The 14,032-nt window shown below is 32.3% G+C and carries 11 protein-coding genes; all 11 read right to left on the bottom strand.

Annotation, left to right across the window (positions count from 1 at the left end; translation table 11 throughout):
* Positions 1–235: 235 nt before the first annotated feature.
* The 11 genes from ATZ35_RS09530 to ATZ35_RS09480 all read right to left on the bottom strand — a co-directional run bounded on the left by ATZ35_RS09530 (position 236) and on the right by ATZ35_RS09480 (position 14,011).
* On the bottom strand, positions 236–1,543 hold the full coding sequence (locus tag ATZ35_RS09530; protein WP_208927034.1) for a DUF6056 family protein: 1,308 nt from the start codon (positions 1,541–1,543) through the stop codon (positions 236–238).
* 149 nt (positions 1,544–1,692) lie between these two features.
* Positions 1,693–2,934: a GTPase HflX gene (hflX, locus tag ATZ35_RS09525; protein ID WP_208927033.1), complete on the bottom strand. Its 1,242-nt coding sequence runs from the start codon at positions 2,932–2,934 to the stop codon at positions 1,693–1,695.
* Positions 2,935–2,937: 3 nt separating this feature from the next.
* Positions 2,938–3,858, bottom strand: coding sequence for a tRNA (adenosine(37)-N6)-dimethylallyltransferase MiaA (gene miaA, locus ATZ35_RS09520; protein ID WP_208927032.1), 921 nt, complete (start codon positions 3,856–3,858; stop codon positions 2,938–2,940).
* A 16-nt stretch (positions 3,859–3,874) separates the two neighbouring features.
* Positions 3,875–4,603 carry a glycerophosphodiester phosphodiesterase gene (locus tag ATZ35_RS09515; RefSeq protein WP_208927031.1) on the bottom strand — a complete coding sequence of 243 codons (729 nt, stop codon included), beginning with the start codon at positions 4,601–4,603 and terminating at the stop codon, positions 3,875–3,877.
* A gap of 261 nt (positions 4,604–4,864) precedes the next feature.
* Positions 4,865–6,430 (bottom strand): ArnT family glycosyltransferase, encoded by a 1,566-nt coding sequence (locus tag ATZ35_RS09510; protein ID WP_208927030.1) that lies wholly within the window; start codon positions 6,428–6,430, stop codon positions 4,865–4,867.
* 191 nt (positions 6,431–6,621) lie between these two features.
* Positions 6,622–7,572 (bottom strand): NAD-dependent epimerase/dehydratase family protein, encoded by a 951-nt coding sequence (locus tag ATZ35_RS09505; protein WP_208927029.1) that lies wholly within the window; start codon positions 7,570–7,572, stop codon positions 6,622–6,624.
* A 47-nt stretch (positions 7,573–7,619) separates the two neighbouring features.
* The gene (locus ATZ35_RS09500; protein ID WP_208927028.1) at positions 7,620–8,738 is read right to left on the bottom strand and encodes an NAD/NADP octopine/nopaline dehydrogenase family protein; all 1,119 of its coding nucleotides are present in this window, start codon (positions 8,736–8,738) and stop codon (positions 7,620–7,622) included.
* 16 nt (positions 8,739–8,754) lie between these two features.
* A complete protein-coding gene (locus ATZ35_RS09495; RefSeq protein WP_208927027.1) occupies positions 8,755–9,807 on the bottom strand; it encodes a DUF1015 family protein in 1,053 nt (350 codons plus the stop codon).
* A 30-nt stretch (positions 9,808–9,837) separates the two neighbouring features.
* A complete protein-coding gene (locus ATZ35_RS09490) occupies positions 9,838–11,655 on the bottom strand; it encodes an aminotransferase class I/II-fold pyridoxal phosphate-dependent enzyme (RefSeq protein ID WP_208927026.1) in 1,818 nt (605 codons plus the stop codon).
* A gap of 33 nt (positions 11,656–11,688) precedes the next feature.
* Entirely contained in the window at positions 11,689–12,549 is an 861-nt protein-coding gene (locus tag ATZ35_RS09485; RefSeq protein ID WP_208927025.1) for a LicD family protein, read from the bottom strand.
* A 25-nt stretch (positions 12,550–12,574) separates the two neighbouring features.
* On the bottom strand, positions 12,575–14,011 hold the full coding sequence (locus ATZ35_RS09480) for an oligosaccharide flippase family protein (protein WP_208927024.1): 1,437 nt from the start codon (positions 14,009–14,011) through the stop codon (positions 12,575–12,577).
* Between the last annotated feature and the right edge of the window lie 21 nt (positions 14,012–14,032).

Genomic DNA, 14,032 nt, shown 5'->3' with positions numbered 1-14,032 from the left:
GGATAGCAAGACTTTTTTCTATTGTCAATGATTTATGTTAGGTTTTCTGACATAAAAACTAAAAAAACACAGTAAATCCTTTATGATAAGTCTTTTTTATCTAATTTGTATTAAAATAAAAGAAAGTAAGGTAAAAGTAAAAAAATACTTTTGCCTTACCTTCTGAAACCACAGATAAATGTTTCTTTCTTAAATACCATTTTTCACCAAGTGATAGACTAACGGTTCATTCACCTTAAAAAAGCACTGAAAATAAGTTTATCACCGGTATAAAACAAGCATAAAACAGTAGTTGTTTATTTTTATTTTCCTCGTTGACCGCTCTAAATTGCTGATAAAGTATAAATAGAATAATCAGTAGAAAAACTGAGGAACACATAAACACTCTAGCGCCAGATGCATACATCGTTGGTGAAAACCACATTAACATTGAAGATAATAATGAGGCACTATAACTTAAACCAATAAAAACCTTTTGCTTCGCAATTGATAAAGAAAATGCAATAACCAAGCAAAAAAATCCAGCCCACAATAGATAAGGTAAAATTGCACTTATAACCGTCCCATTCAGAATATTGCCTGCCTTCAATTGGTCGACCCAGCCGCTTTCATTTATAAGTTTAAAATTAGTCAATTTATTAGGAAAGTTATACAGTAAAAGCCCTAAAACCACAGTATATCCTGTAGTGATTTTAGCTAGCAGTTTTGAAGAATCGATAAACAGGGAAATCACCAGTATAACGATAAACAGCAATAACAATTTCGTCTGCCAGCCTTCAAACAACCATAAACTACCTCGTAAAATTCTAGAAGACAGAGATAGTTCATTGAAATTAGGCATCCACATCTCGATTTCCTGCTGCATCCTCATCTTATTTCCAGGCGCTAGAAACATAAAGCTAAACCCCGTAACAAAAAATGTCGTTGGAATATATAGAAAATAATTTTCCTTTCTCTTCATGACCAACATAGTACCATGATAAATCAAAGCAACACCAATAACACATGCTATCAACTGTTCATTTGAAAAAGAGAAAATAAAAGCTGGAACTAAATATAAGCAGATAGCTGTTTTTTTATTTCTGAAAAAACTATCTGCATAAGGAATCATAGCAAATAAACCTAGCGCTAACGGCCACAGATAATTAATAGCTCCTGTAATCCAAAAAATTGAATCCTTCATGACCCAAATATTCATAAATCCAAGTGATAAAAAAGCTACTAAAAAATCCTTTCGATTAATAGTTCCTACAACTATTCGGACGAGAGAATAGCTATATAGTAGCCAAGCACAAGCACTGATTAAATGATGGACAATTAGAGGAACTAAAAATATCAGATACAACATCGCTTCTGGAAACAGTCGTGCAGACCAATGGTAGTAACGCCATTGAAGAAATCCTAAAAAACTATACTCTCTAGGTACTGTCATAAACCAACCGTCATCTGAACTCAAATCTACATCAAAATTTGAAAGATATAAAACTGCCAAAACAAACAAGCCAACATAAAACACATAATTATTTTTTATAAACTTTTGCAAATCAAAATACCGCCCTAAACCTATCATTTTCTATTTAGTGTATCATTCCATAATTAAAAAAACCATACAAAAAAACTTAGCAGGAGAATCATTATATTAATTCTCTTACTAAGTTATAACGTTTATTAGTCTTGAACACTTCCAAGTATTTATTCTTCCAACGCTCTTACCCATTTAGAATTTTTTTTAGCAAACCCTTTAACATGATACGCATTTTCAGCTTCTTCAAACGTTTCTGATAAAAGCAATGTATGACGAGTCATTTCACTTAGTTGCTGTCCTTGACTTGAAGGGATTTCAAACTCATATGGTACTAACAATTCCATCATCATCTCTCTAACAGCCCTTGTCAGTTGTTCTTTTCCTAAAGTACTTTTAGCTGAAACTAAGACATTAGGGAACAACGTTGGAACAAAATCAGCATCATCGATTTGGTCACTCTTATTGTAAACCGTTAAAACAGGAACTTTTTCTAAATCTAAGTCATTCAACAACTCAACAACTGTTTGCTCATGCTGCAAACGATCTTCTGCACTTGCATCTACTACATGTAACAATAAATCCATATTACGGCTTTCTTCCAAGGTTGATTGAAACGCTTCGATCAATTGTGTTGGCAGATCTTGAATAAAACCAACGGTATCTGTTAAGGTTACGATCATTCCTTGGGGAAGCTGCCATTTTTTCGTTAGAGGATCCAACGTTGCGAATAATTGATCTTCTGAGTAGGCACCAGCTGTTGTCAGCAGGTTTAAAATGGTTGATTTCCCTGCATTTGTATAACCAATCAAGCCAATTTGAAAAATATCAGATGCTTGACGTTTTTGTCGACTTCGCTCCCGATGAGCTGTCACTTCTTTTAGTTCACGTTTGATTGCAATGATTTTATTGCGAATATGTCGACGATCTGATTCGAGTTTCGTTTCCCCAGGACCTCTTGTACCGATTCCTCCACCAAGTCGAGACAATTGTTTCCCCTGACCAATCAATCGTGGCAGCAAATAATTTAATTGAGCCAACTCAACTTGTAATTTACCTTCTTTTGAACGGGCCCGCATCGCAAAAATATCTAAAATCAGTTGGACTCGATCAATTACTTTTATGCCTACAGCTTCAACGATCAGCTGATTTTGTCTTGGTGTCAACTCATGATTAAAAATAACAATATCTGCTTCATATGCATCAATCAATTGAACGAGCTCTTCTACTTTTCCTTTACCGATCACCGTCTGTGAGTCTACACGAGGTCGTTTCTGGGTTAATGAAAATACGACTTCACCTTGTGCGGTCTTCGTCAAATTTTTCAATTCTTTCATGGACGCTTCGAATCGCGTATAATTTCCTTCTGTTTCAACGCCAACCAAAATGACCTTTTCTGCTATTTTATCCATTTTTTATCCTTCCGAAGATTCCAGCCAGGCGACTATTTCTTTTTCTAATTCTAAAATAGTTTCAGGTGCTTGCACCAAATCCCACCAGCTAGTCTTCATGCGATTTCTAAACCAAGTCAGTTGTCTTTTCGCATATCTTCTTGAATTTTGCTTAACTTGTTCCGTAGCTTGTTCTAACGTTTCTTCTCCTGCAAAATAAGGGAAAAACTCTTTATACCCAATTCCTTGAATCGATTGCTGAGGTTGGTTTTTGTATAGTAATTCCGCTTCTTTTAAAAGTCCTTGCGCCATCATAGCGTCAACACGATGGTTGATTCGATCATAAAGAATAGCACGATCCGTTTCTAAGCCGACTAGAAAATAATCGTATAATTTTTTTGGTTTTTCTTTTGGAGTAAGAATACTATAACCTGTTTTGTCAAAAACTTCTAAAGCTCGAACAACCTTCTTGCGATTGTTAAAATGAATGCTTTCAGCAGCTTGGGGATCTTTTTGGTAAAGGATTTCCCATAATTTTTGATTTCCGTGTGTTTCAGCATATTGCTCATATTTTTGGCGGATTTCAATTGACTCATCCTGTGATCCTAGCTCAAAATCATACAGCAATGCTTGGACATACAGTCCTGTTCCCCCAACAACAATAGGGAGGTTCCCTCTAGAAACGATTTCATCAATGATTTGACGCCCTTCTTTTTGAAAATCAGCTACTGAATATATCTCTGATAACTCACGACAATCGATTAAATGATGAGGGATACTTGCTCTTTCTTCTTCCGTTACTTTGGCTGTTCCAATATCAAGTTTTTTATAGACCTGCATCGAATCACCGCTAATTATTTCACCATTTAATTTTTTTGCCAACTCAATACTTAATGCTGTCTTACCAACAGCTGTTGGTCCGACAATTACTAAAATTTTTTTCACATTCGTCACCCTTTATTTATACCATTTCGCGTAATTTCAGTGCCTTTTCTGGAAAATCAGTATGGATTCCAGCTAATTGATGAGCAAAGCAGATTTTCATTTGTTCTGCTTCATTTACTGTCCAAGGACGAATTGGCTTAGGAAAATCCGCCACTTCATTTAAATGCGCCATCACCCACTCAATATTTGGATGAATACCTTTAATAAAAGTTGACTGAACTGCATGTTGCGCCTCTTTTTCTGAAATATAAAAAACAGACGCAATCGGATTGCTTTGATCAACTTTCCAAACCTTCTCTAAACTTTCAAAATAAAAACTTGAATACATATATTCAAAAGGCCAACTACGAGAAGACATTAATTCAACTATCAATTCCTCGATACCGTTATAATGAATTTTATCCGTTTTAATTTCAATATTCAGCAATCCTTGAAATTGGTTCTTTTCTAGTAATTCTAAAACCTCAACTAACGTCGGAATTTTTTGGCTCATTGGATTTTTTTCGAACCAGTTACCAGCATCTAGTTGCTTAAGTTCTTTTAGTGTTAAGCTCCCAACTGATCCGTGTCCATTAGTCGTACGATCAACAGTCTCATCATGAATCACGATCAAATGATTATCTTTTGATAATTGAACATCTAGTTCAATTCCGTCAGCACCAACTCGAATGGCTTCTTCAAAAGCCGCTAAAGTATTTTCTGGATGTGTTCCTTTACTGCCACGATGAGCGATTATTTTGGTCATAGGTGTCCCTCCGATCGAAATCATTGTATCAAAAGACAGTGCATTGTAGCAAACAATTAAAAAGATTTCATAAATCAAAAAAAGTTAGAATACAACTTTACGAGTCATATCCTAACCGCCTGTAATAATAATAAAAAGTGAGAGCAAAACAAATCGCCTTCATATTTATTTAACGGAGCACTTTCTTCTAACATAATTATTCAGACTTTATATATCCTCAAAAATTAATATACAATACAACTATACGTTTAAAAAATAATTTCAAAGGGTACTTTTTAGTTGGAAAATCATATAATCCGTCTGCTCATATTCGGGAATCACTTGATAGTTTTCATCTATAGCATTCACAACGGTTTTATCTAGTTTTAAATCCGTTAGGTTTGGTTTATTTAAGTAGGTTTCTCTGCCAACAACAATAAATTTAGGTGGATTTTCATATAATTTAGTCGTAAATTCTTCTTTCAATTTATGAAATTTTAAATAATCCAAAGAAGGCAATTTAAAAAATTTCGAGTTGGAATATCTTCCACTAATATTGTATACGCTAGCACTAATATTATGAACATAGATTTTATCTGACTTAGTTGAATTCTTTTTAATATAGGCTGCTTCTTGGACTACCAAAGAATTTATTTTTTCGTTAGGCATTCTATTGTTCGTTTGTTTAACAAAATCAGTAAATGCTTTTCCTGAATAACTAATAGTAAGTAAAGAGAATAATAATATACAAACAATTTTTTTATTGTGAGTTAAACCTAACTGGCTTAGAAGCCATTTTAAACCAATACCTGTAGCTAAAATTAAACCTGGAAACATAGTTATAAAATAATGAGTATAAAATCTACCCGACATAACAACTGTAAAAAAATTAAACACTAAATAGATAAGTAAAATCACATGAAACACACGAATTTTTTTGGGTATTTTACTAGGATTAACAACCAAAAGTATAAGAAAAGGAAGAATGAATGCTACAACTCCATAATCTGTCATAAATTGAAAAAATGATTTTGCTGTAAGTAACTTTTCAGAAAAGGAAGATGATGAATATTGAACATTTAATATAAACGTTTGGTAAATCATTTGTTTTAAATTACCATTTATTATACTATAGCCTAAAACTAATAGGCAAATAACCATACCTCCTATAAAAACGTATAAAATTTGCTTATGTAAAACTAAATAATCTTTCTTGAGAAGGCTTTTTATTCCTAACAATAAACAGAAAACTATCCATAATGCAATCATATTAGGTCGAATAAAGAATGTGATTCCGCCACAAATTCCCGTAAAAAAAAGATACCACGAATTAGTCGGATTTTCTAACCAAATTCTAACGAAAAGATATAGTGCAATTGTAATAAAAGGTAATGCAAATTCTTCAGAATAATTTCCAAAATCAAATGATGACAAAATGATTCCTGTAAACAAAACAATTGTAATACTTGATACTAATCTATCTTTAGTAAAATACATTAGCAATTTATAAAAAAATATCAATGATAGTGCATAAAATACACATTCCAAAATCCAAATACCTAATGAATGGTCACCGAAACCTAGTAAAATTCCAACATATTGAAATATAAATAACAATATTCCTTTATGATCAAACATATCGTTATAAGGAATGAGCCCATCACTAATTCCTCTTCCAAAATATATAAACATTGAAGAATCATGACCATTTAACAGACGAGAAAACGGGTTAGTTCGAAAGCTAAAAATTACTGTGATAAAATTAAGGATAACTAACGATACAGGGATAAAATTGATAAACCTATTAATCTTATATTTCTCTTTCATTTGCATATTTTTAAAATCCATAAATATACTCCTTCTATTTCTACTTGATACTTATTACGAAAGCAGTTAGGGTACTTAATAAATGTATGTAAATCATAGCCAAAGAAATGATACGATTAAATTTATTTTAAAACTAAATCGATATTATGAAAAAATAGTTCAAAAATGAACTATTTTCAACATCACTTAGTTTCCCATTAACTAAAAAATTTTCAATCTAAATTTAGTTCATGCTTAATATAATTTCGAAGTCCTTCCTTAATATCAAATTTAGGTTCAAAACCAATTCCTTTAATTTTGGATATATCCGCTAGAGATTCACGGATATCTCCCTCACGTTCACTTTCATAGTTGACAGGTAAGTCTTTATCTAATAATTTCCCAATTGTATGAATCAATTCATTCAAAGTGACACTGTTTCCAGTTCCAACATTATATACCTGTCCTAAAGTTTCTTTTGAGTTCACAATCAAATCTAATGCTTTAATAACATCATCAATATATATAAAGTCTCTTGACTGGTTCCCATCGCCAAACATTGTAAAAAAAGTATTTTTATTTTTTGAAAGTTGTTTATAACAATCCATCACAATTGAAATAACTCCAGAGTATGGAGAATTAGGATTTTGATTTGGACCATATACATTAAAAAATCTAACGGCACTTGTTGGTACACCATAAAGATGACAGTAATCAACTACATATTTTTCAGCTGAAAATTTATCAATAGCATATGGAGTTAAGGGTCTAATAACAGACTCTTCTTGTTTTGGTAAAGTTGGTTCATCTCCATAAACAGCTGCAGATGAGGAAAATAATAAACGTTTCAGACCTGACTGTTTTTTTACTAATTCCAAGAGATAGAATACACTATCAAAATTTACAAGATGTGTTTCAACTGGTCTTTGAACCGAATCAGCTACACTCGCTATAGCTGCTAAGTGGAAAATGTAATCAAACTGTTGTTTTTCCAATAATTGTGACATTAAGTTTCTATCTGTAACACTACCCTGAATAAAAGTAATATTTTTTGATTCAATTAAGTTTTCTTGTTTTCCCATAGACAAGTCATCAACAACAACAACACTATGGTTTTTACTGTAATAATTCGCAAGCGTAGATCCAATGAATCCAGCACCTCCGGTAATAAGTATCTTACTCATAATAACACTTCCATTCCCACTCATTTACTCCATTATTTTTTTCACCATCAAGATTGATAAAAATGGTAGACATCTTCCAATGTTTTAATTCCATATGCCTGAGGGACTCCTGACACCAAAAAGTCCTGACCAGGTTTTCCTTCATTCGTTAGATATTCTTTATTTAACCACTTTTGACTCCATAAAATAATTCTATCAGCTTCTGGGGTTTCTACTTCGGTAATCAAACCGAAACCTTTAATAATAAGTAACCCAAACGGAAGATCCTCAGTAAAATATCTTGAAGTGAAATCTGGAACAAACGTTTGATCAGAAAGTTGTTTCATAGGCGAAATAATATTTTTAAAAGATGAAATACTCTTTATTTTATCTGTCATCGCTTTAGCAGTTGGTGATTCATAATGTTCACGAATCGTTTTAATTTCCGATAAATCAAGTTCTGGCATTTTTAAAATAATATTTTTCAATTCCTGATCTAAAGCAATCAAACTTTCAGACGAATCCAATGTCCAATCTCTGTAAAAATAAGGGATTTTAGGATAAGTAACACCTGTAGCGTAGTCCTTAAACATACTGTAGATTCTGGAAGTATGCAAAATGGCATTTGAAGGGGTTAATGAGACTTCTAAAAAATTTTGCAACTGATAAATGGGTAATCGTAAAAGTTCTTCAAGCATTCTTGCAACCACTGCAGTTTCTTTTTTAGGAATCGCGGCAACATTTACTGAAGCTTTTTTTGAAAACTCAACTGAATGATTTTTTTCGATCAAGCGAGCAATGTAAGGGACTCTATCTAATCCGAAAATCACATGTTTTTGCGTAAATATTTTTTTCGTTATATATTCGGCCCCACCACTTCCTGGGACAATACCAAAAAATATCGGTTTGATCAAAAAAGGCTCAACTTTTTTTGCAAAAGCTTCCAACATAAAAGATGGGTACGTTACAATAAGCATATCAATATCCGCCACTGCAGTTTCTAGATCATTTGTAACAAGAGCAATAGTAGTTTGTCTCTCATCAGTTGAATCCATTTCCTTTAGCGTAAATGGACAATCCTGTCCTAATTCTGTCGATGTAAAGACTCGAACATCATGTCCACTTAAGGAAAGCCTTCCAGCTATTGCACTTCCAATATTTCCAAAACCAACAATACAAATTTTCATGTTTTCACCTCCAAAATTATTGATATTTATTCATAAGTAAAAAAGATGGAAACTTTGGATAAACCCAAGTTGATTTTGGTGGCAAGACTGTATCATTTTTTGCAGCCTCAATGAATTCTTTTTTAGAAAGTGCATGCGTTTCTAAGATGACATCTTCATCAGAAAATGACTTGTTATTTTTCAACATTTCTTCTGATATATATTGGATTTCACCTTGATCAAAACTCCGAAAGGCTTGGGAAATGATTTGAGTATTCAATCGATAAATATCATTATTCCAAAAAGCATCCGAAGCTAAATCAATTAAACGAATCAGGTAGTGATCATTTCCTCGTGACATTTTAACATAACCTTTGGGTAAATCTGAATCATCTGTGACCTTCTCTAATTCAAACTTTTTACCTAAAAATTTTAAAGCGTGGATATACATCTCGTCTGTCACATTTTCCAATAAACGATGTATCGGTAAAATATCTAAATAGTCAAAGCTCATGATACAAGCAAAAACAGTTTGTTTGAAATTTGATAAAGAGGTCGTATAAAGCCTGTGATGGCCATCACCAATAAAGAGTCTCTCTAAGTTTTTATATAAAGAAAGCAATCTCTCAGCTTTTTCTCCTTGATAAATATACAAGTAATAGTCCTTGATGATATGTTGCTTATCTGGGTCATTTTCCCTGACAAAGTCTTCTAAATCAATTGAACTTTCGTGTCCTAGTAAAACAGGAGCTGCTTCACCGTTATATCCGTGAAAATTACTAAGCATTCCTTGGACTGTAGAAGGAAGAACTAATTCATGACTTTTAACGTTGCCTTTAATATACTCCTCTTTTGGAAGATTGGCGATCAATCCCCATTTTCCTTTGTTTTTAAAAACAACAATACTATTAGAGAGCTCAACTATTTTTTGCGCATTCAAAAAGTCTTTCTCTTCTTGATTTAAAAATAAAGTTCGTTCATCAAATTTAACACTGCCATCAGATAACTGTACTAAATTGAGGAATTCTGAGTCGTAAATATGTCCACTAGTATTTAAATAACTAGTTTCCATAGGTAACAATAAAACCATAATGTTCGTTCTCCTTTGTAAATCCACTTTCTAGCGATTCAATATTCGTTTCAAGGCTTCAACAATTTTTTCATTTTCATCACTTTTTTTCACTGCAATTCTTACGTACTCACCCTCAAAACCATCTTTTCCAGACAAGTCCTTAATAAAGATTTTGTCCTGATCCAATAGTATTGTGGCTAATTCCCGTGCACTTATATCACCAGTAAGACGACAAGTGAAATAATTTGATTGTGACTCGATTACCTCAAAATCAGATACTTGGGCCATTGCAGAACTAAAATCTTTACGAATTTTATAAAATAAATCTAAAGCTGACAAGTAGTCTTTTTTATATTTTTCAAAAATTTGGAGGAAGAATTCTCCAAATGAGTTGATATTCCAAATTGAAACATCTGATTTAATATAGCTGATCAATGATTCATCACTGGTCATTAAAAAGCCTAAACGTACTCCTGGAACCCCAAATGATTTGGAAATACTTTTAATAATAATTAAATTAGGATGTGCTATTAATGTCTCACGATTGATTAGAGAAGGAACTTCTTCAAAATCAACAAAATCATTAAAGGATTCATCTAAAATTATAGTAATTCCGCGTACTTTTGCCCATTCTAATAAACCTATAACATCTGGTTTTGGAATATAATTTCCAGTGGGGTTATCTGGGTTTATTAAAACCAAATAATCAATATCATTTTCTGAATAGAACGCCATGATATCTTTAGCTGTGTATTGGAAATCTTTATTTGTAGGATAGTATTTTACAATTTGTTCTTTACTAACACGGTTTGGGTATTCTTCAAAAGTTGGCGCAATAATCCCATATTTCCCAGCATTCTTTTCCATCAATGATTTAATTAATTCTGCTGCACCATTTCCCACAACTACATGCTTTTCAGGTACATTATAGTATTTTGCTACTAAGGAAGAATTCACTTGAAGACCAGAAGGATAATCAATAATCAAGCGTTCCATATTCGATTTCATTTCATCAACCATTCGCTTAGGGGGATAAAATGGATTAACGAGATAGCAAAAATCAATTACTTTTGGATATCTCCAATAGCCGCCATATCTTTTTTGAAATGCATCTAATTTTTTTGACGGTGTTGTATTAAAGAGGGAACTGGCAACATCTAAATCTTGCAGATCATCAATTTCATACCAAGGAATATCTTCAATATCCAATGCCTTAACTAAACTAGCATCAAATTGTGTAATTGTTTTCAATGTAGTTTCATAATATTCATTCTTACCAAAAGCACTCATTTGAGCTTCTAGAAATGGAAAGTAGATAGATTTTGAAAATTCTTTGCTAAATTTATAAATATTAACAGTTTTATAATAACTACTCGTTTCATTAAAATTAAATCGCTTCTTATCAATAAAATCAATAATATTTTTATCTCCATCAATTTTTACAACTGTACCGTCCATCCAAGATTCAAACTTCGAGACAACGGCTAGATTTTTATAATCAGAAGCCATGACCTCATCAAGTAATTGATCTGCAAAAATCAAATCTGATTCTAGTAAAATAGTATCTTCTTGACACATTAATTCTTTAGCCATAAAGACAGAATAAATATTATTTGTTTTATCGTAATCATGGTTCGTTACAAATAGTACTGGTGTCTTGATTTGGATTTCTTTAACATAGTCCTCCATAACATCATATTTATAGCCATCGACGATCACAATTCTTTCTAAATTAAGATTATCTAATTGGCGTAACATCCGTTCTATTAATGACTTCCCATTAACTTCAACCATACTTTTAGTGGTACTTTTAGTGAACTCTTTCATTCTGCTTCCTAAACCAGCTGCTAAAATAAGACCTTGCATGTTTATCCCTCCTGTGACCTTTGTCAGACTCTACTATTTTTTCTTTTTATATGTTGGATCTCCAAACTCGAAATCATCCAATTTTAAATAAACAATGTCATGTTTTGTTCCACGTTCTTCCACAGGAGGAAATTCCATATAATCTCCATAAGATTGTTCCAGCATTCGTTCATAATTTGAATTTGCTAAAAACATACCGTCCTCAAAGGGAATTCTGATTACATCATTGATTTCCGTCTTGCTTAATGTTTCTGTTCTAAATTCCGTCGTAGCAGTTACTATAGACATATTGTGATTATTTGACTGATTATATTTTTCAATTTCATTCTGCCTTTTATCAAGAAGTTCTCTTACAGAATATCTACCCCAGAAAAAATTTAACACTTTATATATCATTCCACCTACTGGTGTTTGAGCACGCGTATAGTAATTCATTTTAGTGTGAATAACAAATGTCAAAAGCTTACATTTTTTTATCTGCAGCCATCTTAAAGCTTTATTATCCGGTACAACATCAAATGGGAAAATATCAATAAAAACACCATTTTTAGCATTACCGTCTTTAGCATTAGATTCAACTAAAGTTGTCTTTAAATTAATGATTTTTAAAAACGGTAACGGATAACCAACATCCGTTTTATAAGTTTGAAGCATATAATCAGTATCCTTTAAAGCCTCAGGAACCAATTGAATAAACCGTTCATAATTTTCTCTTGTCATACCTAAATCAATGTCATCATCCCATGGAATAAAACCTTTGTGACGAATCGCTCCTAGTAACGTTCCAGCTGATAAAAAATATGGAATATCTTTAGTTTGGCAAAAATTATCCACAAATTTCAATATTTCTAATTCTTTTTTTTGTAGTTGTTTTACAATATTATCTGATTTCAAAAGAAGCCCTCCAAAATATGTCTAGTTACGTTTTCTTTTTCACTTTATTTAAAAGAGCGGTGAAGTCTTTTGAGATGTTGGTTTGAAAAAGAAAAATCAAAATAAGAAATACAACAAACACTATACTTGAACGTATAACCATATTCAAGAATAAAGATGCTACAAAGTTAGGAATTAAAAATCCCAAAACTAAAATTAAAACAAATATAATCGTATATTTAAAAAATTCAGAGCAAATATCTTTGAGGTCCAACCATTTACGAATGACATAGACCCTAAAGATACAAACACAAAATTCCGTAACGATCAATGCAATAGTCCCACCATCTGCCCCCCATCTTGGTACCAATATAAGGTTTAATATGACATCAATTATTGCGCCTGCGATAAATGGAATAGAATAATGCTTCAGCAATCCTTTTGCTAAAGTAAACTGATTGGCTAAAACTCCACCAAAAGCATTTGGTGCAATGATCAAACTAACAAAAATCATATTATAGGTCATCGGAACAAATTCATTTCCAAAAAACCATCGAACGAAATCACGTGAATTACACATTAATAAAACAGTTAATAATAAGGAAATCAACGTTGTATATTCAACTGATTTTTTCAATAACAGCTGTAGTTTTGAACTATCCTCGCTGTCACCTGTATCTACTTTAGCCATTAAAGGCATCATAACTAAACTGATTGAGGTAACAATTGACAACACAATTCGAACAATTTTCTGAGATTGATCATAGAAAGAAAGCTCTGTTTTTGTTGATAGTAATCCAACTAACGTCTTATCAAACGTATTATACACTTGAATCGCAAATAACGGAATAAGTAAAAACAACGCCTGCTTCAAATAGGGAACAGAAAATGACTTTTTAATTTTTCCATACGCTTTAAATTCCTTGAGTAAACTAATCCAAAAAAAGATATTTGCTAAAAATGTGCTAATACTGTTTATCCCCATGTATAGTAGCAAATCTGAACTGCTCTTTACTATAAGGAAAACCAAAATCAGGGAACCAAATTTCACAATTGTGTTTCTTACAATCACTTTTTTTACTTCACCAATTCCAAGAAAATACCAGGAGATATCTAGAACATATGCAATCAAATAAGGAATTTGAATATAGTACACACCTTTATTACCAACAAAAAACGAAACAATTAGTAGATAAAGGCTTGTGACAATCAAGCCACTTGCTAATTGAATAAACCACAACTGAAAGAAAACTGATCCACGATCTTTTTTGTCGGCTTTGGCAATCTCTCTTGTTCCTAATTGACTCATGCCCATTAAAATAATCATGTTCAAAAAACCAATAATTGAAATAACAAATGAATTAATACCAAGCAATTCTGTTCCGAATATTCTTGATACATACGGCATCGTCACTAATGGAACAATCAGTATTACTACTTGATACATAGCCGTAAAAAATATATTACTCAATACTTTCTTCACTTAGATACACCAACTTGTCTT

It is taken from the genome of Enterococcus rotai, from assembly GCF_001465345.1.
Lineage (GTDB): Bacteria > Bacillota > Bacilli > Lactobacillales > Enterococcaceae > Enterococcus_L > Enterococcus_L rotai.
The sequence above is the reverse complement of the archived record's forward strand: the minus strand, read 5'-3'. Positions and strand labels throughout refer to the sequence as shown.

Coding starts and splice junctions, on each gene's coding strand:
- hflX (WP_208927033.1), bottom strand. CDS start 2,934: ATGGATAAAATAGCAGAAAAGGTCATTTTGGTTGGCGTTGAAACAGAA.
- ATZ35_RS09515 (WP_208927031.1), bottom strand. CDS start 4,603: ATGACCAAAATAATCGCTCATCGTGGCAGTAAAGGAACACATCCAGAA.
- ATZ35_RS09510 (WP_208927030.1), bottom strand. CDS start 6,430: ATGGATTTTAAAAATATGCAAATGAAAGAGAAATATAAGATTAATAGG.
- ATZ35_RS09505 (WP_208927029.1), bottom strand. CDS start 7,572: ATGAGTAAGATACTTATTACCGGAGGTGCTGGATTCATTGGATCTACG.
- ATZ35_RS09500 (WP_208927028.1), bottom strand. CDS start 8,738: ATGAAAATTTGTATTGTTGGTTTTGGAAATATTGGAAGTGCAATAGCT.
- ATZ35_RS09495 (WP_208927027.1), bottom strand. CDS start 9,807: ATGGTTTTATTGTTACCTATGGAAACTAGTTATTTAAATACTAGTGGA.
- ATZ35_RS09490 (WP_208927026.1), bottom strand. CDS start 11,655: ATGCAAGGTCTTATTTTAGCAGCTGGTTTAGGAAGCAGAATGAAAGAG.